Below are 23,310 nucleotides of genomic sequence, written 5' to 3'. Positions count from 1 at the left end.
CGCTCACCGTACCGTGCACGCCCGCGCGCCCGGACCCCCGGACGACCCCGGACGCCCCCGGACCCCGAGCGCGGCTCCGCGAGCGTGCACGACGTGCCGCGTGCGTGTTGCCCGGTGGGCGCAAAGTGTCGGCGGGGGACGGCGAGCGTGCCACATGTGGCACGCGCGGCCGCGCCGCGCCGCGCCTGCGCCTGCGCCTGCGCCTGCGCCTGCCCCTACGCCCGGGCGATCTCCGTGATGGACGAGTGGCCCGTGTCGGGGTGCTTCCGCATCGACAGCAGCCGCTCCATCGAGGGTTCGAGCGCGGTGACCTTGTCGAGCGGCGCACTCACCACGAGCTGGAACCCGAGTCGGAGCCACGCCGTCACGGCCCGCCCCGCGAACTCCGAGTCCGCCTTGATGAACGCCTCGTCGAGGAACACCGGCGCGAACCGGGGCCGCGGACGGGTCTCGTCGCCGAGCTGGTAGCGCAGGGCCGCCCCGACGATGAACGCCACGAGCTCCTGCGTCTCGCCGCCGGACTTGTCGCCGAGCGAGGAGTACACGCCCAGGTCGTTGCCGTCGACGTCGTACCGGACGGCCGTGATCTCCATGTGCCGGCGGACGTCGAGCACCGCGTCGCGCTGCGTCGTGCGCCCGCGGGACCCGCCCGGCTCCGGTCGGATGACGGCCATGAAGCGGCGGAGCCGTCGGAAGCGGGTCTCGAGCACGTCGTCGGTCAGCTCGGTGTCGAGCGAGGCCGACAGGGCGCGGAGCTCCCGGCGGAACGCGGTGACGTCCTCGCGCGTGACCCGGCGGATCTGGATCTTCAGACGGTCCCGGTTCGCACCGAAGGGCAGCTCGCGGAGGATCTCGTTGACGGGCTCGAGCCGCTCCTCGATCTCGACGACCGCCCGGTCGAAGGCGCCGGCGAGCGGGACGAGGTCCTCGCCGCTCCACTGCGACAGCCGCCGACGCCACTCGGTGCGCCGGGCGTGCAGCCCGGTGGCGACGATCTCCTCGAGGATCGCGTGGTAGTCCGGCCACGACGCGACGCCGGTGCCGAGGTTCGGGTCGGGCCACGCGTCCTGGTACCGCTGGAACGTCACGGTCAGGGCGTTCGAGGCCGCCGCAGCACCGTCGAGCGCCTGGGTGAGCCGCTCCTCGAGTCGGCGGCGCAGGCGACGGGTGGCGTCGTCGAAGCCGTCGATGCCCTCGGGGGCGCCGACCTCCTCGAAGGTCTCGGCCAGCAGCTGCGCCTGCGCGTCGTCGGGCACGCTCCCCGGTGCCGATTCGAAGCGCTCGAGGATCTCCGCGGCGGCGTCCTGCCCGTCGACGAGCACCGCGTGGCGCTCCTCGAGGCGGGTCACCTGCTGCCGGGCACCCGCGCGCCGGTCGGCGGCCTCGTCCAGGGACCGGCGGAGACGGGCCACGGACTCGCGGAGCGTGCGGAGGCCGTCGTCCGCGGCGAGCAGGGCCTGGCGTTCGGCGTCGAGCCGCGCGAGCGACTCGTCCGCACCGGCGACGTCGATGCCGTCCCACGTCGCGTCCACCAGGTGCTGGTGGGCGGCGCGGACGACGTCGAGCGCGGCGAGGTCCTGGGCGACGTCCGTGCGGCGGGCCTCGAGGGTCGCGAGGTCCTGCGCGATCGCCGCGAGCTCCTGCTCGACCGCGGCCACGCGGGCCTCGTTCGTGAACCCGATGACGTTCGACTGCCGCCGGTCGCCGTGCGCGCCGCGCTTGCCGTCACGGAGCTGTCCGGACGGGGTGACCCGGCGGCCGCCGCCACCGAGCTCGGCGGCGGTATCGACGCAGCGGGCGTCGATCCGGTCCGACTCGATGCGCTCCCGCACCCACGTGCTGAAGGGGGAGTCCTTGATGGTGAGCTTGCCGGAGACCATCGCGGGGTCGCCGTCGAGGTCGAGGTGCGGGCCGGTCGGGACGCCCTCGAACTGCACCCGGACGGGCAGCCGCAGGGCGTCGATCGCCTGGCTGAAGTCGGCGAGCCGGTCCTGGTCGACCAGGAGCGTGCGGGCGACGGGCGCCAGGACGGACTCGATCGCCGTGCGCCACTGCTCCTCGCCGGGGAGCACGTCGAGCAGCTCCGCGACGTACGGCAGCGACTCGGGGTCGATCCCGGCCGCGCGCGCCATCGCCAGGCGTGCCTCGTGCATCGGCAGCGGCATCGCACCCTGCCGGTGCTCGAGCGACTGCCGCTCCTGCCGCAGGGTCCGCTCGCGGTCGAGCAGCGGGTACTCCTCGCGGGTCAGCGCGTCGCGGCGCTCGTCGAGGGCGACGCGCTGCCGGGCGACCGAGCCGAGGAACTCGCGCGAGGTCCGCTGCGCCGCGCCGAACGCGGACTCGGTGTCGAGGGTCAGCCCGAGCGGCGCGGTGCGCTCCTCGAACGTGGCCCGGGTCCGGGCGATGGTGTCCCGCTCGCGCGTGCCGCGGTCGATGCGGTCCTCGAGCTGCGCGAGCGCGTTGCCGCCCTGGTCGCGCAGGCGCCCCTCGGCCTCGCGGAGCTCGATCTCGACGGCCGCGTGCCGGGCCTCGGTCGCGGCGACGTCGGCGCGGGCTGCCGTGCGCTCGCGGGTGTTCCGGTCGACCTCGGCGTCGAGCAGGGCGCGCTTGCGCGAAGCCGTCCAGTGCGCGAAGGGGGAGACCTCGGCACCGGGGGCGATGCCGTCGAGTGCCGCCGCGGCCGCGCGGGACCGTTCGATCTCGGCGTGCAGGTCGACGATCGGCTCGAGGATGCGGACCTTGCGCTCCTCGGTGTCCATCGCCTCGTACGCCTCGTCGAGGGCAGAGAAGTGCGCGAGCGCCCGGTCGGCGGCGTCGTACGTCCCAGGCGTCTCGAGCACCAGGGACTTGTACAGCGCGTCGACGGTCGGCAGGTGCTGGCCGGCCTGGATGCGGGCGAGCAGGCGCATCGCCCGGTTGCCGCCGCCCGAGTCGCCGATCCCGAGTCGGGTCTGCAGCGTGTACGCGAGCTCCTGGTAGGTGTCCCGCACGACGAGCCCGGGCACCCGGCTGGTCAGCTCGAGGTGGTGGAAGCGCGACGGCACGAACTCCTCGAGCCGGCGCAGGTCGAACGTGTCGTCGACGGTCGCCATCGTCATCTGGATGTCGCCGACGCCGCGCGCCCGTTTCGGCACGACGTACGTCCGCAGCACGGTGAAGCGCCGTTCGTCGTCGTTCCGGAACGTCACCGCGACCGCGCCCCAGGTGGTCTGGTCGTCCCCGCGCAGGTTGACGTCGCGCAGGGCGCCGGTCTCCGGGTCCCGTCGCGTGTCGACCTTGCCGCGCAGGTAGGTGAGCAGGTTGCGCTGGTCGGCGCTGCGGGCGCGCCCGGTGGTCGCGTCGTTCGACGCGCCGTTGAACGGCACGTCCGACGGCATCATGACCGCCAGGTACGCGTCCATCAGGGTCGACTTGCCGGTGCCGGAGGCACCGGAGATCAGCGTCGCGGTGCCGGACAGCTCGACGTGCCGGTGGCCGTGGAAGCCGCCCCAGTTGACGACCTGCATCGACTCCGCGCGCCACTGCGCGACGGTGTCGAAGAGCGCGTCCATGCCCCAGGCGGGCGTGCCGGAGGGGTCGGTCGCGGTGTCGGTCATGCGCTCGGCTCGCCTTCGTCGTCGGTGTCGGTGGGCTCGGCCGGGAGGCCCGTCCCGGCGCCGTCCGTCGGCTCGCCACCAGCGGCGGTCGCGTCGCGCAGCCAGTGCTCGAGCTCGCGGAGCTGCTCGAGGGGCAGGAGCACCTCGACGACGCTGGCCACCCGGAAGCGGTCCGGGTCCGAGGTCTTCACGAGGACCCGGGCGGTCACCAGGCGGTCGATCGCCTTCGCGACGCGGGACTCGTCCCGGGTGCGGTCGGTCGTCGGCGGGAGGAACCCGGCGACGTGCCCGGTGATCTCGGACCGGTCGACGACGACCTGGTCCAGGCCCGGGCGGGGGTCGGCGCGCAGCCGCATCCGCAGGTAGACGAGGACGATCGTCTCCTCGCGCGTGTACGGGACGTCGCGCAGCAGCGTCGGGAAGGCCCGGCGCTGGCTCTCCGAGCGGGCCTGGCGCTTCCAGGCGACCTCGCGGTCCCGGTCGACGTGCAGTTCGAGGAACAGGTCGTTCAGCCGTGAGCGGAGCTGGTGCTCGCCGTCCAGCACCGCGCGCCACTCGTCGGCGTGCGTGCGGGCGCTGACGTACGTGCTGCGGAGCAGCGCGACGAGCGCACGCCGCTGCGGCTCGTCGAGCCGTCCCTCGTCGCCCTCGAAGAGGGCGAACGTGGTCTCGTCGCGTTCGTCGTCACGGGTCGTGTCGACGCCGTCGAGGTCCGTCTCGTCGCGGTCCACGCTGTCGACGGGAGCCGTCGTCGTGTCGCTCACCGTGCCTCCTGGCCGTTGTCGTGGTCGTGCTGGGTGTCCGCCGGCGCGCCGGTCAGGGACGCCGTGGGCATGTGGAAGGTGACCGTCTCGCCGTCGGGACGCACCGTGCGGTGCGGTACCACGTGCGTGGCGGTCTCGAAGTCGTCGTTCCCGGTGAGCAGGTGCGCCAGGCCGAACAGCTCGACCGGCCGGCGCTGCTCCGGCGGGAGCGCGTGGAAGGCGTCGGCGCTGTCCGCGGCGTCGCGGAGCGCGGCGCGCAGCTCCGCGAGGAGCGGGCCGCCGTGCCGACGGAGGCTCTCGACGTCGAGTTCCTCGAAGACGTCGTCGTCCGGCTCCTCGATGGGCGGCGGGACGGCGTCGTTGTCCGGGTCGTGGAAGCGTTCGCGGAGCGTGCCGACCTCGGCCGTCGCGGGGAGCAGGCCGAGCGGGACGCGGTCGCGGGCGCTGCCCTGCTCGATCCACGACGCCAGGCCGCGGTTCACGGAGCGGAGCACGGCGTCGAGCTCGCGGTCCCGGACGACGTCGTGCGCGACGATCTGGTCGCGCAACGTCGCCGTCAGCTGCCGGCGCTGGGCGAGGACGTCCTCGATGCCCTGGCGGAGGATGCCGACCGTGTTGCGGAAGGCCCGGCGCTCCCCGGACCCGAGCGTGTCCGCGAACGGGTGCGCCAGGATCGTGGCGATGTCGTCCCGGAGCCGCAGGAGCAGGGCGTCGTCGCGGAGCAGCTCGAACGCGCCCTCGAACGCACGGCCCTCGGGCGTCGCCTGCATGAGGTCGTCCGTGCGGGCGAGGTAGTCGTCGAGGATCTCGCCGATCGGGCGCACCTCCTGCCGGAAGTCCTCGACGATCGAGCGGTGCATCGCGGCGACCGCCTCCTCGACGCGCTTGAAGTCGCTCGGCAGCTGGCGGATCAGGTCGGAGATGTTCGTGTAGCCGTCGCGCATCCGGTGGTCGTCGACCGTGACGACCGCGTCGCCGTTCGCCAGACGGTCCCGCTCGGCCTGCAGCTCGGCGATCTGCGCGTCGAGCCGTCGGACCTGCACGTCGGGGTCTGATTCGGCGCGCGCCGCCCATCGGTGCACGGCGTCGACGATCATGGCGAGCCGGCTCTCGCTGATGAGGGCCCGGTCGGCGGCCAGGGCGTCGACCATGCTCAGCGCCTCGAGGGCGTGGCTCGTCAGGGAGTACTGCTCGTCGCCGTCGGGGGAGTTCGAGCGGACGAGCCACTGCGCCGCCACCCAGTCACGGCAGAGCGCACGGCCGTTCGGACGCGCGGCGGTGTCCGCCGGCTCGCCCGAGGTCTGGTCGCTCGCGGGCACGCGCGCGCCCGTCGCCTGCAGGCGCGCGACGTGCTCCTCGACCTGCAGGTGCATGCGGTCGGCGGGGACGTACTGGACGTCGCGGTCGAACACCGTTCGGAACACGGCGAGGACGGCGGCGCTCGTCGGGCGGGACATGAGCCGGAGCGTCGGGCGGTCGAGGACCGCACGGACGCGGGTGAACTCGAGGTCGACGTCGGTCATGGGGCGCTGCTGTCTTTCGGTGCGGGAAGACGAAGAGCCCGACGCTGTTGCGCCGGGCTCTTCGTTGGTGGTGTTCTTCAGGCCCTAGATGGACACGTGGGCGATACCAGACTCGAACTGATGACCTCTTCGGTGTGAACGAAGCGCGCTACCAACTGCGCCAATCGCCCCCTGCACTTGGGTGCCTGTCGATAGTAGCGGACGTTGGCGGGTGTGCCGAACACGTGCCGCCGCCCGGGTGTGGCGCGGTCGGTCGCGCGCACGGCTGCACTGCTCGACGGCGTGCTCGGCGGGACGTCTCCGATGCTCACCGGTGAACGATGGAGCAGAAGGCGTCGGGTTCCCGCTCCCGACTCGACGGTTGCTGCGCCATCAAGGGTCGTCGGATGGCGTCGGACTGGCCTGGATCCGCATGAACACGGGGGACACGCCCGGTGAACGGGGAGGATTTTGGCGGATGCCGTCCGGTTCGTATAGAGTTCTTCTCGTCGCCGCGACAGCGGAGAGACAGAGGCGGGCTTCGGGCCGCTTCAAAATGCGGATGTGGCGCAGTGGTAGCGCATCACCTTGCCAAGGTGAGGGTCGCGAGTTCGAATCTCGTCATCCGCTCGAGTGTGGGAGTCCCCGGACGACCACGACTCACCAGAGGGTATCCCACCGTTCGGGTACTCACGGAGACGTGAACCTCGATGGTGGGGTGGCCGAGAGGCTAGGCAGCGGCCTGCAAAGCCGTCCACGCGGGTTCGAATCCCGTCCCCACCTCCAGCTCCACACTCCCCTGGGCGATTGGCGCAGCGGTAGCGCGCTTCCCTGACACGGAAGAGGTCACTGGTTCGATCCCAGTATCGCCCACCAGCCGAAAACCCCCGGAAATCCGGGGGTTTTCGTGTTTCTCCACGCGTTGCCCAAGGCTCGGATCAGGTGTCGTGGCACGGTTCTGGCACGATCTGCGAAAGCTTCCACCGCCCTACGTCTCGCCCGATGTCGGGTAGGCGACGCGTCAAGAGATCCGGTCGATCGACGCGTCCTGATCGCACCATGTCGTCGATGCGCGACAGTCGGCGCGTGCCCGTGATGCGAGCGACGTCGCAAAGAGCCCGATGGAATCAGGCCCTGGTGCTCGTAGCCGAGGCACGGCAGGTACTACCTGGCTCGACGCAAGGACGTCGCCGGGCGGCGGTCCGGTTCGGCAGGACAAGGCGTCCCCGACCTGATGCACGGGCTCTTCGAGTAGCGCTCGAGACGTGTCCTTCGAGTAAGGATGATCCGGGAAGTCGAACCCGACGCATGAGTCCTTCCCGCGCGCGCGTCGCTCGGTTCCGATGCTCCGCGGGCGGTGCGCAGCCGTGCTGTCAGCTACTGGAAGCAAGCATGAAAGCCGAATGCCGGCCTGTCGACGAATCGAACAGGCCGGCACTCGGCGCGAAGGATGAAGGGGGAGAGGGCGGTCAGAGCCGGTCCGCGATGCCCGCTCCAGAGGCGAGGTCGCCGAGCTTGGTGACTAGCGGGTCGAAGTCGGCCGGGAAGAGTCCGGTGTAGACATCGAGCGTGATGCTCGGCTTGGCGTGACCGAGCATGCCCTGCACGAGGGGCACGGTGGCGCCCGCGGAAACCCCGAGGCTCGCGGCAGTGTGCCGCAGGTCGTGCGGGGTGAGCTTCGGGAAGTGCTGCACGACCGCTCCGCGCGCGAAGTTGCTCGTTGGCCAGCTTGCGATCGCACGCCGGACGGCTGGAGCGAAGACTCGACGCCGCCAGGTCGAGAGCCTGAGCATGCCGCCCGCCGGCCCGGTGAAGACGAGGTCGTGTGCCTCACGCCCTGCCGAGCGTCGTCGGAGCGGCTCCATGACCTGCGGCACTCCCGGAACCTGTCGAGCCTTGCCGTTCTTGGGCGGACCGAGCACGAGCTCGCCCCTGACTTCGGTCGCGGACCTGCGGACGTGCACGACATTGTTCGCGAAGTCGAGGTCGGCGAACGTGAGAGCCGCGGCTTCGCCGAACCGCAGTCCTGAGAACGCCAGGAAGGCGATGAGCATCCGGTCGCGCTCCTGCGCTTCGTCGAGGAGGTGCGCGACCTGCGGGGCGCTGAGGTAACCGTGCTCGCGCGTCACCACCGTGGGCAGCTTGACTCCTCGCGCCGGGTTCCCGGTCAGTAGGCCCTGCTCGACACACTCCTCGAGGACGCCCCCTAGGATCTGGTGCGCCTTCTGGATCGTTTGCGCACCGGCGCCGGCGGCGTGGATGGACTCCACCCAGGCTCGCACCGACTTCTTCGTGAGCGCCTCCAGGGACGTCTCGCTCCAGTACGGCGTGATCCACTTGCCCGCAACGGCCGCACGGTTCGCGACCGTGGTAGCGGCGAGCGTCGCGCGTCGAGCGAGGAACTCGTCGATGAACGGGCCGAGCTTCTGCGACAGGTCGGACTGAGTGCGGTAGTTCGGCTTGCTCATTGCGATGAGGTTCGCCGCGGACCAGACCTTCGCGTCACGCTTGGTCCGAAACCCACGCTTCCGCGTCCTTCCGCCGTCCGGCTTCGTGTACCCGACCTCGAACCGCTTGCCCTTCGCCGTCTCGTATTCACGGATCGTGGCCATCAGGCAGCCACTCCGTTGTGCGATACGCGCGTCTGCTCGACATAGTCGAGCAGGTCACCGAGGCGATAGGCCACGGAGCGGCCGACCTTGATGTACGCGGGACCGCGGCGGAGGTAGCGCCACTGGGCGAGCGTCACGACGGTCGTGAGGAGGAACGATGCGGCTTCAGCCGGTTTGAGGAGAGCCGCATACTTCTGGGTGAGCTCGCGGGTCTCCGATTCCGCGGTCAGGCGGCTCAAGGACGTGGGCATGGGCAGTTCGCTTTCGGTGCTGGACGTAACGGGCTTCGTCAGCTCGTTGCCTCCCGGAGTGGGTGACACACCGTCTATGCGCGAACGCCACATCAGCCGTGGTGAAGGAGGCTAAGCCCAGGTCACGTCGGCGAGTCGTCCTCCGCTGATGGGACGGGCTCGGTTTTCACGGAAGACCTCCGTCACTTCAGGCGTTCAGCGAGGCTCGACGCCGGGGCCCCTGGTGCTCTCGTTGAGCGAATCGTTCTCCGAACGGGCCGGTTGCGGCCATGCGTTACGGTTCCGGAACTCACGTCGTAGCCGCTGCCCCGATGACCGTCGATGACGCCGTCATCGGTAGCAGGACTGTCTGCGGCAGACCTGCCGCGCACGAATTCTCTCCGTGATCACCAAGGATGAGATGCCAGTGACTTTGACAGAAGCCAGTGCGGTCGACCGGATCGCGCGGAGTGGCGTCCGGTCCGTATGGCGCTTCCTCTTTGCATCGGGATACTCGTGCTGACCGAGAGCGTCGGGGCACTGCGTCGTCACCTCCCAGGAATCCCCGCCGTGCGCGGGGGACGGGAACCGTGCGTAGGGAAGGATGGTCCCGTCCCAGCAGAGTAGTCGTGTTGTGTCTTGGCAAAGTAGACGCGTCCGCACTGGTTGCTAACGTCGACACGGGTTGAGAGGGCAAGATGAAGCGCTACGAGTACGTCACCATCAACGGGTCTGGCAACGAGGCGAAGCACGTCGCAGTCTTCAACGAGACCATCAACCGCTACGCAGCAAAGGGATGGACGGTTGCGCAGATGGTGCGCCCGTCTGTCATCGGTCCGCTCGGCGTGCTCTTCGAGCGAGAAGAAGTTTGAGGTGGCTCGCACAGAGCGGCCCACTCAGGCGATGTACGCGGCGATCGGCCGCACGGCGGCGGAGTCCGCGCGGGTCGAGCAGAACCTGCGCGAGTTGTTCGCACTTCTCATCGAGTCGCCTTACGGTCGGGTGCTCACGGCAGGCGAGGACGTCTCGCGGCTTCAACAGATGTGCCTGCGGGCCGCCCGCTACAACAAGAAGATCACCGAGGCGCAGCTCGAACAGCTCATCGCGATCGACAAAGCGATCAGCGCGGCTCGGCCGCAGCGCAACTTCCTTGTGCACTCGGTTTGGTACCGGATGAAGACGCCCGGTGAGCACTACGGCGAGCGGAGCAGTCGACCGGTCACCTCCCGGAACGGTGCAACGACGTCTGAGCACGCCGTCTGGACACTCGATGATGCGAAGGAAGTCGCGGACTACTACGAGAAGATCGCGGGGCTCTTGGAGCGGTTCATAGATCAGACATTCGAGGGCGTTCGCATCCCGCTGCTGATGAGTCGCGCCCAAGAAGAGAACATCCGGGATCGATGGGAGAAGCTCATGGGCGACTCCCCTCCTTCCGTCGCCCGCACCACGGGACCATCACGGGACGGCTTGTCCGAGTCCGCTCCTGAAGCACAGAGCTGAGCGACATCGAGGGCTCGCGCCGGAGTGCGGCGCGGTCTCTCACCGCTAGCCCGTCCCTTTGATAGCCCCGGAGCGGTTCTTCCGTCGGACGGCGGGTGGTCTGCGAGCTGATGTGCGCGGCCCAGCACTTTCGGTCAGCAATCGGAAAGAGCGCGCACTGGCCGGCCTCGTACCTCGAACACGGGGTCGCGGCCGCCGCGAGAATGAGTGACCGTCGAGGGATGCGCGCGGAGCAACCACGACTGCACCAGCTCGGCTCAGTCCGTCCGATCGCCGTGGCGCTGAACGGCACCCGCACCATGATCGACCGCCGGGTCTTCGAGGACCTCTTCGAGAACTCGGTCGTCAGTGGCCGCGCTCCGTACCGGCAAGCGCTGGACCGCTCGGAGATCACGTTTGGTGAGCTCGTCGAACTGTCGAGGAAGGCGGACATCCCGTACCCGCTGTTCTTCGCTCCCCACGATCACGTCCGTGCGCAGATCGCGACCAAGACGGACAAGCTCCTCCAAGGGGTCAGCAAGGAGACGTTCGCGCTCAATTCACGGACGACCGTCGACGTCAAGGACGTCGAGCTCATCGTGAAGGACCTCATCCGGAAACAGATGCTCCTTCGCAAGCACGATCCGGATCTCGAGGACAACCGGATCGTGGGTCTGCTGAAGAGGTCGCGAGGGTCAGCGGCAGCGAACGCGAAGGTGCTCGTCGATGCTCTCGGATTGCAGCACGACACGCTCACTCGAGCGCGGACGAAGAAGCGCGCGCTCGAGATCCTGATCGAGCGCCTGGAGGCACACCAGGTCTTCGTCTCGTTGAGCGTCCGTGGGTTCATGCCACAGCTCATCGAGGTGAAGTTCAGCGGGCTGACCATCAAGGACAAAAAGGTCCCCTACATTTTTCTCGCTCGCGGGGACCACGGCGATGCGCAGGAGCCCGAAGGACGGCAGCTCTTCACGTTGACGTTGCTTGCCGTCCTCGTCGCGCGGGGCATCTTCGCCCCGGTGACGTACGACGGCAGTAGTCCGGCCGTCGGGCCAGGACGCGAGTACGACATCGTCGGGGAGATCCTGATGCCGGAGCAGGCAGTTCGAGGGCTCGCGCTGGCGACACTCGAGGACCTCAAGGCGTCCGCAGATCGATTCAACGTCACGCCGAGCGCCCTGGTCGTCCGAGCGCGGCGTCTCCGTCTCGTGAGCCCCGCCGTCGCCGCGTCACATCTCAACGCCCTAGGGCGAGAATTCGCTGCTCGGCCACCCAGCCGAGCACAGCAGCCCAAGCCGGTCAACGGCGTCCGCACGTACAACGGCAGGGAGTTCTCGGCGCGCATGCTCCGGGCACTCGACGCCGGACGCGTCTCCCCAGGCGACTTCTGCCGAGTGGTCTGTGCGAACAAGATCAAGCCACACCAGATCCGCGACTTCCGGGAGGCGCTCGGATGATGGGGTACCGGTACCTCCTCGACAACAACGCCCTCTCGCGACTCACGGTCGAGGAACGCTCCACGCCGTTCATCAGGGAGCACTGTCGTATCCCCTCAGAGGTGCTGCACGAAGCTCGCTTCCTCCCGGACATCGTGTCCCTGACCGAGCTGGAGTACCGGACGACGGGACGGGTGTTGCACCACCTGCAGCGGGTCATGAAACGTGTGCCGGTCGACGACGTTCGTCTGGTCAACCTGTACAGCGGCAAGGGCAACGCGGATCCGATGCTCGTGGCATGCGCTCTGGACGCCGTCCACGAAGAGGAAGAGGGCCTGTTCGGCGACGAATGGGCAATCATCTCGAACGACGACGCAGTCCTCGCCATGGCGCGTCTCTTTGGTATCACCGTGCTCACGAGCAGCGAACTCGACCCGCTTCTCCATGGCCGTGCGCACGCGACTCGTCACGACTGACGGCGCAGCGGCGCGACCGGACGTTGTCGCACGTGCCCTCCCTCAGCCGGGAACCAATCGGAGGGCCGCGCGTTGCGTCCTGAGACGTCTGCGCGTCGCGGCGACTCTCTCGATGTCAGTCGACGCGACGGACCACAGTTCTCCCTGGGCGGTCAGCAACGCCTGCACGATCGGGTCGGCCTCGTCCGCGCTGTGCAGGAGCGGCGCGAGTTCTGCCGTCAGGCGCCGAGCGTCTTCGTGCAGCTGGAGGAAGGGCGAGGGCGACTGTGCAGTCGATTCTGAGTCGAGGCTCACAACCACGGCGATGAAGAACTCGATGGAAGCGACTCCTCGGTGTGCGCCGCCCCGGAGGAGCGCCAGGGCTCGATCCAGCGTCTGCTGTGCTGCGGTCATGGACGGACGAGTATCCGCCTCTGCGGCGATGCGCTCGACGCGACGTGAGCGGCGGATCGCTTCGAGCGCGAGCTCCTCGTGGCCGCCGTTCTCCGAAAGCAGCAGCACGAGTCGTTCAACAGAACGGCAGGCCTCCTTCAGGGTGACCCGTCGACGAGCGGCTTCTTCTGCGTGCACAGTTCGGAGTATGCGCGGACCGTGCGCCGTGGCGCGTGCGGGCGCGACACCGCCGTACCTTGTTCGGCCGCTCGCGGACCGTTGCCGGGGTGTTCCACTTCGGCGCCGAAGAGCGGTCAGAGCGTGACCGATCCGCAGACACGCACGGGGCAGCAGTTGACACTTGAGATGAAGAAGCAGCAGCGCAGGAACTGGCCGAGAAAAAGGCGACGAAACCTGTGGCTCGACCAGTTCAGCGTCGGCCCAGAATCGCCCAACTGGGCATGCCCGGAACGCGCGCCCCTTCCCTTGCATCCTCGGCAGCACCGGCCTTCGCCTGACACCCCCAAGTCCCCGTGTGATCTGTCCCAAGCGGGCGGAAGCGTCGGACGAGTTCGGTTGTCCCGCTCGCGATCTTGTCCCGTGTCCCGTGTCCCGTGTCCCGTGTCGCACGTCCCGTGTCTCTGGCTCAGGTCCCGGGACACACCGGCCGACTCGAGCCCGACACTCGACTGTCGTCCCGTCCCGTCAGTCGCGCCGGCGGGGCACGATCCTCATGCTCCCGATCGATCAGGTCGCTTCACCGCCGGCCCGCTCTAGAACTCCAGAACGTCCTAGGTGACAGCACATGCTGACGCACGCATTCGGCCGTCCGCTCGGCATGCATTCGCCTCGTTCCCCTGCAGCCATCACGCACCGCTGGGGTGCCAGTTGGTTGTGCGCAGGCTCTCGTCTTCTCCGACGTTGCACCGCGACCGCGGGCTCGTTCCAGGAGCTCTGTCCACTCGCCACGGCGCCCGGGTCACGCTCCCCGACGACGTCGCGAGACGTCAGACGCGAGAGCGACCACACCGGCGGCAGCATCCTCTGCCGGCTGGTCTTGCTCCCGCCGGCGATCCTCGTGCCGCCCGGATCGGTCCGGGTGCAGTCAAGGTCCAGATGCTTCGTCGTGCTCCTCGCGCTCGCTCCGGCGGCGGTGTTCGTCATCGGGTAGGCCCTCGGTACGAGCGGCGAGGTGTGAGTTGGCGAGAACGCAGCCGAGACCAAGACGATGCTCCACCGCGACGGCGGGTCGAGGCGAGCAAGAACGGTGCGACGACCAGCGCGGCGAGCATCGGTAGCCAGTACTCGACGGCGCGCCAGCCGAGGACGCCGAGCAGCGCAACCGACGTCGGGACCCCTGCGACGTGGAGCGTGGTCACCGCGGCTCCCTCGACCAGCCCGAGCGCCCCGGGCGAGATCGGAACGGTGGCCAGGACGTTCGCGATGCCGTATGCCAGGACGACGACCGGCCACGGGAGTCGAGCGCCCGCAGCAACGAGCATGAGCCCGAACGCCACGAGGTCGGCAGCCCAGTTGCACCCGACCCACGTGAGCAGGGTCGCGAGCGTCCGTGCCGATCGGAGCCGACTCATCCCCAGGGCCAGTCCGTCGACGTAGCCGACGATGGTTGCTTCCGACGGATGCCCGACGGCTCGCCGCAGCGGCGCCGTCAACCGCACGGCACCCTTCCGAACCCCATCGCTTCGGCGAGCGACGAGCGCGCAACCCAGACCGACAGCGACGGCGAGCGCGAGCACAGCTCCGACGAGGAGGGTGACACCAGGGGAGGGACGGCCGTGCCAGGCGGTCAGCGCCACACCACTGATGAAGAGTGCGCCGAGCACAGTGTTGGACACGACGACACCGGTCGTGGCCGCGGATGCCGCGATCGGGACCGGGACGTCGAAGCGATGCAGGAGCGAGATGCGCAAACCTGCGGAGGTCGCTGCGCCGCCAGGCAGCACGCTGCGGACCCCCTGGGCGACGAGGTCGACCGCGAGGACGTGCCGAAAGGCCGGCGCGACGGGCCCCAGGACAACACGCGTGGCGCGTGACGCCGCCGTCAGGGACGCCGCCTCGGCGAACAGCGCTGCTCCAGCGACGATCGAGGCGCTCGGCGGCAGTTCGCTGAGGACGAGGAACGCGTCGTCCGCGTGCGGCGCGGCCACGACGACGGCCACGGCGACCAGGAACGGCGCGGTGATGATCAGGACCCAGCGCAGTCGTGACGGACGGGAGGCGCGGTGCGGCGCCGCACCACGCCTCCCGTCCGGTGGCGCGTCACCGCCAGGAGCGGGTGTCACGGAGCGGCTTGGTCGAAGAGGCGACCAGTGACACTGGTGGGTTCGAGCACGACGGTGGCCCGCTTCGGCGTGGCCAGCATCGAACGGATCCGCTGCGCCGTCACGTGTCGGGTGTCGGGAATGTGTGCGATTCCCCTCGCCACCACGCTCCACGCGGTCCAGCCGTCGTGCTCGTCCACTTCCATGACGATTTCGCGCCCTGCTTGGACAGCGTCGAGGATGACGTTGCTCGACGTCGCGAAGACCAGCTGCCGGGTCTCGGCGACGTAGTTCACCGGGATGACCTCCAAGGACTCCTCGGTCCGGAACGCAACGCGGGCAATCCGGGAACGGTGCAGCCGTTCCCAGCACTGATCCGCGTCGAGCGTGACGACGAGTTCGTCCAGAGGTGTCATGTCGGGTTGGTTGGGTCCGTGCGCCTGCGGATCCTGTGCTCCGTCCGATGGTGCGGTCGCCGCTGCGTCCATGGCTCTGCCTTCCTGGTCTGCGGGGCGGAACGAGGTGCTCGATCCGGTTCGTCGCCCGTCCGGATCAGCATGCGACACACCGTCGTTCGTGCGGAGGGCCGGAAGTCCCACGGATGCGGGCCGCGCCGAGCCTGCGTTCACCGAGCCCGACCGAATCGGGCGGCGAGCCGGCGGACGTGGTGTGCGGTGCGGTGCGCCCCGGAGTCGTTCCGGAACACGTACCGGAACGCGAACGCCTTGAGACCCTCGACGAGGAGCAGGTAGACGACGGCGATGACGGCGATGACCATGAGCAGGGTGCCGGGGAGCGGCGAGAAATCGACGAGCGCGCCGATCGGGCTCAGCGGCAGCACGACGCCGGCGGCCGCTGAACCGAGCGCCCCGAGGGCGAGCCACCGACCCGGCCGGCTGCGCCAGGACGGCACGCGGTTCGTCCGCACGACGAACACGACCAGCGACTGGGTGAGGAGCGACTCGACGAACCAGACCGTTCGGAACTCCGCCGGGCTGGCGTGAACCACGCCGAGGAGGACCGCGAACGTGACGAAGTCGAACACTGAACTGACCGGACCGAAGACGAGCATGAACCGACGGACCGCTCCGACGTCCCAGCGCGCGGGAGCAGTGAGTCGTTCCGGATCCACACGGTCTGACGGGATTGCCAGCTGGCCGAGGTCGTAGATGAGGTTGTTCAGGAGAACCTGCGCGGGCAGGAGCGGGAGGAACGGCAGGAAGCTCGCGGCGACGGCAGCGCTGAGCATGTTGCCGATGTTCGACGAAGTGCCCATCATCACGTACTTGAGGGTGTTTGCGAACACGCGGCGACCGGTCCGGACGGCGGTGGCGACAGCATCGAGGCGTTTGTCGAGCAGCACGACGTCGGCTGCGTCCCGGGCGACGTCGGTCGCCGAGAGCACCGAGATACCGACGTCTGCGGCGTGCAGCGCGAGGGCGTCGTTCACACCGTCCCCGAGGAAGGCGACGGTCTTCCCGGCGTCGCGGAGTGCGCGCACGACGCCCGCTTTGTCCGCCGGGCGGACCCGGGCGACGACGCCGGCGTCGAGCACCCGGGCAGCTGACGGCCCGCTCCCCGTGGGACCGATTTCGCTCCCGAGCATCGGGGAACCCACGGGGATGCCGACGTCGCGAGCGAGACCGGCGGCGACCACCGGGTCGTCACCGGTCACGACGACGACCTGCACGCCGAGATCGCGTAACGCGGAGATTGCGTCAGCGACGCCCGGGCGGGGCGGATCCTCGAAGACGAGGAACCCCTCGAGGACGAACGAATCGTTCACTCCGAGCGGGTCCGCAGTCATCGTCGATCCCGACACGATTGCCGTCGCGACGGCAATCACTCTGTGACCGGCGGCGAGCAGCCGCTGCAGGGTCTCATGGCCAGCAGATGCGACGTCGGTGCACTGCGCCAGCACCACGTCCGGAGCGCCCTTGACGATCAAGCGTCGGCTGCCGTCGTGTTCGAGGACCAGCGCCGACGAGGTCATCCGTTCGTGGTCGAACGGTCGGGTCGCGAGGACGACCGGCAAGGTTCCGATCGCCACGTCGACCGACGCGTCGAGGATCTCGCGGTCCAAGGCGTCAGCGACGGACCCAGCAGTGCCTCCGTCGGGGACGTCGGGTGGGACGGTGGCGCGGGCCACGCCCAGAAGCGTCGGGGCCGGTCGGCCGGTGGGATCCAACGCATCCTGGAAACGGAGGCCGCCGGAGGTGAGCGTGCCGGTCTTGTCGGTGACGAGGACGTCGACGCCACCGAGATCCTCGACGCACACCAGGCGCTTCACGAGGACGTCCGACCGTTTGAGGAGTCGGGCGCCTGAGGCGAGCGCGGTGCTCACCACAGCCGGGAGCAGCTGCGGCGTCACCCCGACGGCGATCGCCAGCGCGAACAGGACCGTCGTCAGCAGCGGCCGAGAGAACGCGACTCCGGCTACGACGATGAGGACCATCAACGACACGGCGACCCACACCAGCAGCATTGAGAATCGCGCCAAGCCGGCCTGGAACGCCGTCTCGGGTGCTCGGGAACGCAGACCGGCCGCGATGCCGCCGAACTCCGTCGCCCTGCCGGTGGCGCTGACCCGCGCATCGCCGGAACCTGATACGACGACCGCCCCTTGGAGCACGAGCTGGTCAGAGCGTCGTTCAACTGGGCGAGACTCTCCCGTGAGGACGCTTTCGTCGAGTTCGAGATCCTGCGCCGACACCAGGGTCGCATCGGCGGGCACCACGCTGCCGACTCCGAGGCGGACGAGGTCACCGACGACGATGTCGCGCACGTCCACGGTCGTCCAGACTCCGTCGCGGAGCACCCGAGCGGTGTGCCGCAGCCGGTCGGTCATCGCCGATGAGACCAGGGCGGATCGGTACTCGTTGACCGCACCGAGCCCGACGCTCGTGAGCAGGATGACCGCGATCACGATGGCGTCCTGCACCTGTCCGAGCACGGCGGAGACGACCGCGGTAACGAGGAGGAGGAGGAGGACGACGTTGCGGAACTGTCCGCCGATCGTGCGCATGAGACTCGGCGCCGATGTGCCCACGGCGTTCGGCCCGTCCTCAACGAGACGCGCAGACGCGGCTGCCGAACTGAGTCCCTCCGCGGCGTCGACGGTTGTCGCCGGCGGGGCCGTGCGATTCGTCATCGGCGCGGGTCCGGTGTCCGCAGCGGCGCGATGCACACCGGCGTCCGCGACCCGGTGATGAGCTCGTGCGCGGTGGAGCCGAAGAAGCGACCTCCGAGCATCGATGTGTGGTGTCGTCCGAGTACGACGATCGACGCATCTTCGGCGTACCTGTTGAGGACGTCGGCTGGGTCGCCCTCCTCCACGATCGGACGGTGCTGCAGGCCGGGGAACCGGGTGTGGAGGAGCCGTTCGGCGTCGCCCAGCACCTCCCGGGCGTGCGCTTCGACGAGTCCGGGTTCCTCGAGGGCGCTCAACGTGCCGACGCGGGCCGGGACGGCGACCTTCCACGCGCGCACCAGGCTGAGCCGCCGGTGCTCACGGATCGCCTCTACGCCGGCGAAGCGGAGGGCAGCGTCACCGGTCGCGTCGTCGACCCCGAGGACGACGTCTCCGTGGGACGGACGCCAGTCCTCGGGGACCACGACGGTCGGACCGCTGGCGAGCGTGGGCATGCGCTCGGGCATCCACCCATCAAGTGCCGTCCGGACACGGTGCTGACGCCGGTTCCCGATCACGAGCAGGTCAGCGGTCGATGCCGCGTCCGCGAGCATCCGATCCGGCGACCCCGCCAGTCGGAACGTTGCGACGCCCACCCTGGGGTGCGCCACAGACACGCGCTCGGCGGCGCGGTCGAGCCGCCGGTCGAGGGCTGGTCGGTCGCCTACCCACCCGTCGGCGACGGTGACGAGCTCGACCCGGCTTCCTGGCACCACCCGCCGGACCGCGACCCAGTCGACCGCTCGGTCACTCGCCTCGTGTTCGTCGATGCCGACCACCACGTGTTCGGCCGCGACGACGCTGCCGTCCCGCATCACCGCACCTCGTGCAGTCGTTCCGACCGACGTTCGGACTCCGTGCCCGTACCGGTCCGCGCCGGTTCAGGGACGATGCACACCGGCGCGTGACCGTTGTGCATCAGGCGTTCACCGACCGATCCCGTGATGAACCCCCCGAGCGCAGTCCGGTGACGACGCCCGACCACGACCAACGACGCACCCCGGGACGAACGGAGGACCACGTCGCGGGCGTTGCCTTCTACGGCTTCGCCGGTGACGTGGAGCCCTGGTTGCGCGGCTCCGACCGCACGCAGCGCAGCTCGGAGCTCGAGGTCGGCTTCTTCCGACCAGAGGTCCCGGTCTGCCTGGAGGTACACGGCGGCGTACGGCTCGACCGAGCTCGGGACGGACCAGGCGCGCACCAAGCAGAGTTCGCGATGGTCGCGGGCGGCTCGGTCAGCAGCCCAGGACAGGGCAGCGGCGGCGGATACTCCGTCCACGCCGACGACGACCGGGCCGTCAGCACGTTCCCAGTGTTCCGGAACGACGACGACCGGAGTGACGGCATGCGCGACCACGCGCTCGGCGACGCGTCCTCTGACGGCCGCGCTGAAGGTGTGCACCTGGTTGCCGCCGATCACGAGCACATCGCCGCGCGCAGCATCGGACACGAGACGGTCGGCGGTCGGTCCGCCGGTCACGTCGGAGGTGACCGCGAGGCCGGTACACGCCGAGCGGATGCGCTGCTCGGCTGCCGCGAGGCGTTCCTCGGACCGTGCGAGTGCTTCGCCGTAGAACTCGCTCACGGTGAGCAGCCGCACGCTGTCGGACCGGGGGTCGACGGCATCGATGATCCAGTCGACGGTCCTCCACGCAGCAGTCGTGTCGTCGATCGCGACGGTGTAGGCGGTCATGGTCACTCCTTTCGCAGTGGACACCGGTTGCGCCCACCTGCGGCTCCAGCCGCATCCGATCCCCGCACGCTAGGTGAGGGCGGACGGAGCCAGCAGGGCAGAAGGTCCCGCCGACCGGTGCTCGGTCCCGGCGCCGATCGAGGACCTCCGACCCTGTCGTGCCGACCGCCAGCCCGCGACACTGCCGCCATGATGACCAGACACCGAACCCAGCACTCCGCGCGCCGGCACCTTCCGCGTTCCGCACTCGCCCTCGGCATCGTCGTCGCCCTGACCGCCATCACCGGAGGCGCCGCCGCAGCCGTCACGACGACACACGACGACCCGTCCAGGATCGCCGCGACCGAGCGCGTCAGCGGCCCCCAGTTCCTCAGCGGCACCGATGTCGAGGTCGCGGGGAGCGTCGACGGGGACGTGTACGCCGCCGGTCAGAACGTGACGGTGAGTGGGCGGGTGACCGGGGACGTCATCGCGGCTGCGCAGACCGTGACCGTCACAGGCGACGTCGACGGAAACGTCCGGCTCGCAGCGCAGGCGGTCGTCCTCAGCGGGCCGATCCGGCGCAGTGCCAGCATCGCGGCATCCACCGTCAGCATCGTGCAGTCCGGTTCCGTCGGGGAAGACCTCGTCGCGGCAGCGAACACCGTCTCCGTCGCGGGCGACCTCAGCCGCGACGCGCGACTCAGCGTGGACCGGCTGACCGTCGCCGGGACGATCGGCGGCGACGTCGTCTACGTCAGCGACCACATCGCGCAGATCCGTGCGGACCATGTCGACGGGTCGGTGCAGCACGTCCGTCCGAACCCGACGACCGATCGCCGAACCGCCGGCGAGACGTTCGCGTCCTGGCTGGTCAGCCTGCTGTACGCACTCATCGCACTCAGCCTGATCACGCTGGCGGCCGGGCTCCTCGTCCCTCGGCAGCTCCTCCGGGTGGCCGACCGGCTCCGCGCGGCGCCCTGGAAGGCCGCATTGGTCGGCTTCGTCGCAGCAGTCGCCGCTCCGCCTGCCCTGCTCCTCCTGCTCGTGACGGTCATCGGTGCACCCCTCGCGCTGGCCGGTTCGTTGGTCCTGCTGCTCCTCACCCTCGCGGCGTTCCCGTGCAGCGCGTTCATGGTCGGACGCCTGGTCCTCCGTGATCGGCGCGGACCGGTCGTCACGGCGCTCCTGGGCGGTGCGGTCCTCGTCGTGGCGCTGCACATCCCCGTCCTCGGAGTCCTCGTGACCGTGGTGACCATCGTCCTCGGGCTCGGTGCCCAACTGCTCGACATCGCCGACGCCCGTCCGTGGGAGCGCGTCGTACGGAGGACGGACGTGCGCCGTGGTGAATCGATCACCGCGACGCCCGTCGGTGCGGGGAGGATCTGACCGGAGCAGGGAGACGGCCCGGTGCTGCTCGCACCGGGCCGTTCTGCGCGTCCCTCCTGCAGCACCTGCCGGTCAGGTACGGACGGCGTCCGCCCGGGCTGCCTGGAGCGCCCCGGACGTGAACACGATCCCGCTGAGTTCTTGTACGTCGAAGCGCCAACGCTGCAGCGGTCCTCCGCGTCCGGCCCGGTCGAGGAGCGGTTCGGTGCAGCCGACGACCATGACGCTCCAGCCGCCAGTCGGACCTTGGGCACCCGTCTCGAACACAGCTCGCCCACCCGAACCGAGCTCTCCGAGGCGATGTCCCTCGAGGACGAGGCACCCGCATGCGGGGTCCACGACGACCGCCTCCGCCTGCAACAGGGCGCCGCGGACGAGCCGGCCGCTCCGGCCGCGTCTGATGAGCGACCAGCACTCGGACGCGTCGAGCGTCCGGTCGTCGTGGACCGCGAGGCCCGTGCCGATCATCGCGTTCGAGCCGGCGTGGACTCGTCCTCGGCGACGATCTGCTCGCGCTGGACGGGCGGCATGTCGAACACGATCCGGGACGGCACCCGGCCTGCGAGGACGTCGGCCATAGCCTCGTTCACGTCGGTGAGCGGGCGGCGGACCGACACGACCCGGGTGCGTCCGGCGGCGTGCAGGGCGAAGACCTCGGCGAGGTCCTGCCGAGTCCCGACGATCGACCCGATGATCGAGATCCCCTTGAGGACGGTGTCGAAGATCGGGATGCTCATCGTGCCGTCCGCCGGCAGCGCGACGCAGACCAGGCGTCCTCCCCGCTTCAGGGAGGCGAACGCCTGCTCGAACACGCTGGCCGACGCTGCGAGCACGACGGCGACGTCCGCGCCACCGAGCTCCTGGATCTGGGCGGCGGCGTCGCCGGAGGACGCGTCGACGGCGCGGTCCGCACCGAGGTCGCGGGCGAGCTCGAGCTTGGCCGGCTCGACGTCGACGCCGATGACCTGCGCGCCGAACACCCGTGCGTACTGCACCGCGAGGTGCCCGAGCCCGCCCACGCCGAAGACCGCGACGGTCTCGGACGGCGTTATCCCGGCGACCTTGAGTGCCTTGTAGGTCGTGACGCCGGCGCAGGTGAGCGGGGCTGCGTCCTCTGGGGCGACGCCGGCGGGGACCGGGACGACGTAGTCCGCGTCGGCGACGGCGAACTGCCCGAAGGCGCCGTCGATGGAGTACCCAGTGTTCTGCTGCTGCTCGCAGAGGGTCTCGCGGCCTTCCACGCAGTAGCGGCAGTGGCCGCAGGCGTGACCGAGCCACGGGAGCGCGACCCGGTCACCGATCTGTCGGTTCGTGACGCCGTCACCGAGCTCCTCGATGATGCCGACTCCCTCGTGGCCGGGGACGAACGGCGGCGTCGGCTTGACCGGCCAGTCCCCGCGTGCGGCGTGGATGTCGGTGTGGCAGAGGCCGGAGGCCTCGATCCGGACGAGGACCTGTCCGGCGCCGGGTGCGGGGAGCGGCCGGTCGTCGACGACGAGGGGCTGACCGAGCTGGTGGACGACTGCTGCCTTCATGGGATGACCTCCTCACGGGCGTGGCCGGGACCCGGTGTCCCGCCGATCGGCGCCCGTGGAGTCACCTTGTCGCGCCTACTCGTCGCGGGGCAGGGTCAGAGGTCCCACGGGCCTCGATGCGGACGGCAGCACGCCGCGGTGCGTCGGCATGCAGCATCGAGGTGATCTGATCGAGCAGGCGCAGGTCGAACGGCGAGGACTCCGCGCAGCAGGACGGTGACAACCAGCTCACCCGGTCGTGCCCACCCGACACGAGCCGATCACCGAAGCGGACGCAGAGGACGCGCCCGGGCAGCAGTGCGGCCAGTGACCGAACGTAGGCCGCCGACGCTCGATCCAAGCCGCCGGCGAACCCCAGGGTGACCGTTTCGCCCACGATCAGCGCCGCGGCGACGGACACGACGGCGCGCTCGAGCGGGAACCCGCTGTCGACCACGACCTGCGCGCAGCGCATTGTTCGTCGCCGAGGAACGGACGCTGTTCGGAGCAGATCGGCCATGACGATCAGGGCCCGGTCGCTGCGGGCGGCGGGGGAGTCGAGGATTGCCGCATCGGTGCCTCCGCACGGCGTTCGACTGGCACTCGTCCCCGCCACCGCGAGGTGGCTGATCTCGCTGAGGAGTCGCGCGCGTGCGCCTGGTTCGAGCTCGAACCAGGCGCGACGCGCGGCGGCCGCGGCTCCCGCTGGGGCTGGCTGAGTCGTCACTCGAGGGTTCATGATCGCGCGCTCAGCGCTCACGTGGGTGCAGTCGGTCGGCGGCGCGGAGCGTCG

At 69.9% G+C, this 23,310-nt stretch carries 18 protein-coding genes and 4 tRNA genes; 8 read left to right on the top strand and 14 right to left on the bottom strand.

The window, feature by feature from the left end; translation table 11 throughout:
- Window positions 1–215: 215 nt before the first annotated feature.
- The 4 genes from HUN59_RS12450 to HUN59_RS12435 all read right to left on the bottom strand — a co-directional run bounded on the left by HUN59_RS12450 (window position 216) and on the right by HUN59_RS12435 (window position 6,053).
- On the bottom strand, window positions 216–3,596 hold the full coding sequence (locus HUN59_RS12450) for an ATP-binding protein (protein ID WP_174778518.1): 3,381 nt from the start codon (window positions 3,594–3,596) through the stop codon (window positions 216–218).
- A complete protein-coding gene (locus HUN59_RS12445; protein ID WP_174778517.1) occupies window positions 3,593–4,360 on the bottom strand; it encodes a DUF4194 domain-containing protein in 768 nt (255 codons plus the stop codon). Before HUN59_RS12445 ends, HUN59_RS12450 begins: the two co-directional genes overlap by 4 nt.
- Window positions 4,357–5,883: a DUF3375 family protein gene (locus tag HUN59_RS12440; protein WP_174778516.1), complete on the bottom strand. Its 1,527-nt coding sequence runs from the start codon at window positions 5,881–5,883 to the stop codon at window positions 4,357–4,359. Before HUN59_RS12440 ends, HUN59_RS12445 begins: the two co-directional genes overlap by 4 nt.
- A 97-nt stretch (window positions 5,884–5,980) precedes the next feature.
- Window positions 5,981–6,053 (bottom strand) — tRNA-Val (locus HUN59_RS12435).
- Window positions 6,054–6,420: 367 nt separating this feature from the next.
- Between HUN59_RS12435 and HUN59_RS12430 the strand changes: the two genes are divergently transcribed.
- The 3 genes from HUN59_RS12430 to HUN59_RS12420 all read left to right on the top strand — a co-directional run bounded on the left by HUN59_RS12430 (window position 6,421) and on the right by HUN59_RS12420 (window position 6,738).
- Window positions 6,421–6,492, top strand: a tRNA-Gly gene (locus tag HUN59_RS12430).
- An 82-nt stretch (window positions 6,493–6,574) separates the two neighbouring features.
- A tRNA-Cys gene (locus HUN59_RS12425) sits at window positions 6,575–6,648 on the top strand.
- A gap of 15 nt (window positions 6,649–6,663) precedes the next feature.
- A tRNA-Val gene (locus HUN59_RS12420) sits at window positions 6,664–6,738 on the top strand.
- 593 nt (window positions 6,739–7,331) lie between these two features.
- Here the strand turns inward: HUN59_RS12420 and HUN59_RS12415 are convergent.
- Together HUN59_RS12415 and HUN59_RS12410 are read right to left on the bottom strand one after the other, a co-directional pair.
- Window positions 7,332–8,474 (bottom strand): site-specific integrase, encoded by a 1,143-nt coding sequence (locus HUN59_RS12415; RefSeq protein ID WP_174778515.1) that lies wholly within the window; start codon window positions 8,472–8,474, stop codon window positions 7,332–7,334.
- Window positions 8,474–8,725 carry a hypothetical protein gene (locus tag HUN59_RS12410; protein ID WP_217483547.1) on the bottom strand — a complete coding sequence of 84 codons (252 nt, stop codon included), beginning with the start codon at window positions 8,723–8,725 and terminating at the stop codon, window positions 8,474–8,476. Before HUN59_RS12410 ends, HUN59_RS12415 begins: the two co-directional genes overlap by 1 nt.
- 677 nt (window positions 8,726–9,402) lie before the next feature.
- Between HUN59_RS12410 and HUN59_RS12405 the strand changes: the two genes are divergently transcribed.
- The 4 genes from HUN59_RS12405 (at window position 9,403) to HUN59_RS12390 (ending at window position 12,098) form a co-directional block, all read left to right on the top strand.
- Window positions 9,403–9,576, top strand: a complete 174-nt coding sequence (locus tag HUN59_RS12405; protein WP_114851120.1) for a DUF4177 domain-containing protein — start codon at window positions 9,403–9,405, stop codon at window positions 9,574–9,576.
- 1 nt (window position 9,577) lies between these two features.
- Window positions 9,578–10,207: a hypothetical protein gene (locus tag HUN59_RS12400; RefSeq protein ID WP_174778514.1), complete on the top strand. Its 630-nt coding sequence runs from the start codon at window positions 9,578–9,580 to the stop codon at window positions 10,205–10,207.
- 275 nt (window positions 10,208–10,482) lie between these two features.
- Complete coding sequence (locus tag HUN59_RS12395) at window positions 10,483–11,643, top strand: hypothetical protein (RefSeq protein ID WP_174778513.1); 1,161 nt, start codon at window positions 10,483–10,485, stop codon at window positions 11,641–11,643.
- On the top strand, window positions 11,640–12,098 hold the full coding sequence (locus tag HUN59_RS12390) for a hypothetical protein (RefSeq protein ID WP_141861474.1): 459 nt from the start codon (window positions 11,640–11,642) through the stop codon (window positions 12,096–12,098). The genes HUN59_RS12395 and HUN59_RS12390 overlap by 4 nt, the downstream gene beginning before the upstream one ends.
- A gap of 42 nt (window positions 12,099–12,140) precedes the next feature.
- Here HUN59_RS12390 and HUN59_RS12385 read toward each other — a convergent pair whose 3' ends face one another.
- The 6 genes from HUN59_RS12385 to HUN59_RS12360 form a co-directional block, all read right to left on the bottom strand.
- Complete coding sequence (locus HUN59_RS12385) at window positions 12,141–12,668, bottom strand: hypothetical protein (protein ID WP_174778512.1); 528 nt, start codon at window positions 12,666–12,668, stop codon at window positions 12,141–12,143.
- Window positions 12,669–13,630: 962 nt separating this feature from the next.
- Entirely contained in the window at window positions 13,631–14,773 is a 1,143-nt protein-coding gene (locus tag HUN59_RS12380) for a lysylphosphatidylglycerol synthase transmembrane domain-containing protein (RefSeq protein WP_174778511.1), read from the bottom strand.
- Window positions 14,770–15,168 (bottom strand): pyridoxamine 5'-phosphate oxidase family protein, encoded by a 399-nt coding sequence (locus HUN59_RS12375; RefSeq protein WP_174778510.1) that lies wholly within the window; start codon window positions 15,166–15,168, stop codon window positions 14,770–14,772. The genes HUN59_RS12380 and HUN59_RS12375 overlap by 4 nt, the downstream gene beginning before the upstream one ends.
- 209 nt (window positions 15,169–15,377) lie before the next feature.
- Window positions 15,378–17,903 (bottom strand): cation-translocating P-type ATPase, encoded by a 2,526-nt coding sequence (locus tag HUN59_RS12370; RefSeq protein WP_174778509.1) that lies wholly within the window; start codon window positions 17,901–17,903, stop codon window positions 15,378–15,380.
- Window positions 17,900–18,757 (bottom strand): universal stress protein, encoded by an 858-nt coding sequence (locus HUN59_RS12365; RefSeq protein ID WP_174778508.1) that lies wholly within the window; start codon window positions 18,755–18,757, stop codon window positions 17,900–17,902. The genes HUN59_RS12370 and HUN59_RS12365 overlap by 4 nt, the downstream gene beginning before the upstream one ends.
- Window positions 18,757–19,635, bottom strand: a complete 879-nt coding sequence (locus tag HUN59_RS12360) for a universal stress protein (protein ID WP_174778507.1) — start codon at window positions 19,633–19,635, stop codon at window positions 18,757–18,759. The genes HUN59_RS12365 and HUN59_RS12360 overlap by 1 nt, the downstream gene beginning before the upstream one ends.
- A gap of 189 nt (window positions 19,636–19,824) precedes the next feature.
- On the opposite strand from HUN59_RS12360, the gene HUN59_RS12355 reads away from it, so the two are divergent.
- The gene (locus tag HUN59_RS12355) at window positions 19,825–21,003 is read left to right on the top strand and encodes a polymer-forming cytoskeletal protein (RefSeq protein ID WP_174778506.1); all 1,179 of its coding nucleotides are present in this window, start codon (window positions 19,825–19,827) and stop codon (window positions 21,001–21,003) included.
- Window positions 21,004–21,467: 464 nt separating this feature from the next.
- Here HUN59_RS12355 and adhP read toward each other — a convergent pair whose 3' ends face one another.
- Window positions 21,468–22,538 carry an alcohol dehydrogenase AdhP gene (gene adhP, locus HUN59_RS12350; protein ID WP_174778505.1) on the bottom strand — a complete coding sequence of 357 codons (1,071 nt, stop codon included), beginning with the start codon at window positions 22,536–22,538 and terminating at the stop codon, window positions 21,468–21,470.
- Window positions 22,539–22,599: 61 nt separating this feature from the next.
- The gene (locus HUN59_RS12345) at window positions 22,600–23,277 is read right to left on the bottom strand and encodes a hypothetical protein (protein WP_174778504.1); all 678 of its coding nucleotides are present in this window, start codon (window positions 23,275–23,277) and stop codon (window positions 22,600–22,602) included.
- Window positions 23,278–23,310: the final 33 nt, after the last annotated feature.

The organism is Curtobacterium sp. Csp2 (assembly GCF_013347165.1).
Note: the sequence above shows the minus strand (reverse complement) of the source record. Positions and strands in the feature narration are given on the sequence as shown.

What these genes read in the sequence shown, in the direction of transcription:
- HUN59_RS12450 (WP_174778518.1), bottom strand. Translation starts at nt 3,596, where the DNA reads ATGACCGACACCGCGACCGACCCCTCCGGCACGCCCGCCTGGGGCATG.
- HUN59_RS12440 (WP_174778516.1), bottom strand. Translation starts at nt 5,883, where the DNA reads ATGACCGACGTCGACCTCGAGTTCACCCGCGTCCGTGCGGTCCTCGAC.
- HUN59_RS12415 (WP_174778515.1), bottom strand. Translation starts at nt 8,474, where the DNA reads ATGGCCACGATCCGTGAATACGAGACGGCGAAGGGCAAGCGGTTCGAG.
- HUN59_RS12410 (WP_217483547.1), bottom strand. Translation starts at nt 8,725, where the DNA reads ATGCCCACGTCCTTGAGCCGCCTGACCGCGGAATCGGAGACCCGCGAG.
- HUN59_RS12405 (WP_114851120.1), top strand. Translation starts at nt 9,403, where the DNA reads ATGAAGCGCTACGAGTACGTCACCATCAACGGGTCTGGCAACGAGGCG.
- HUN59_RS12390 (WP_141861474.1), top strand. Translation starts at nt 11,640, where the DNA reads ATGATGGGGTACCGGTACCTCCTCGACAACAACGCCCTCTCGCGACTC.
- HUN59_RS12375 (WP_174778510.1), bottom strand. Translation starts at nt 15,168, where the DNA reads ATGACACCTCTGGACGAACTCGTCGTCACGCTCGACGCGGATCAGTGC.
- HUN59_RS12370 (WP_174778509.1), bottom strand. Translation starts at nt 17,903, where the DNA reads ATGACGAATCGCACGGCCCCGCCGGCGACAACCGTCGACGCCGCGGAG.
- HUN59_RS12365 (WP_174778508.1), bottom strand. Translation starts at nt 18,757, where the DNA reads ATGCGGGACGGCAGCGTCGTCGCGGCCGAACACGTGGTGGTCGGCATC.
- HUN59_RS12360 (WP_174778507.1), bottom strand. Translation starts at nt 19,635, where the DNA reads ATGACCGCCTACACCGTCGCGATCGACGACACGACTGCTGCGTGGAGG.
- HUN59_RS12355 (WP_174778506.1), top strand. Translation starts at nt 19,825, where the DNA reads ATGATGACCAGACACCGAACCCAGCACTCCGCGCGCCGGCACCTTCCG.
- adhP (WP_174778505.1), bottom strand. Translation starts at nt 22,538, where the DNA reads ATGAAGGCAGCAGTCGTCCACCAGCTCGGTCAGCCCCTCGTCGTCGAC.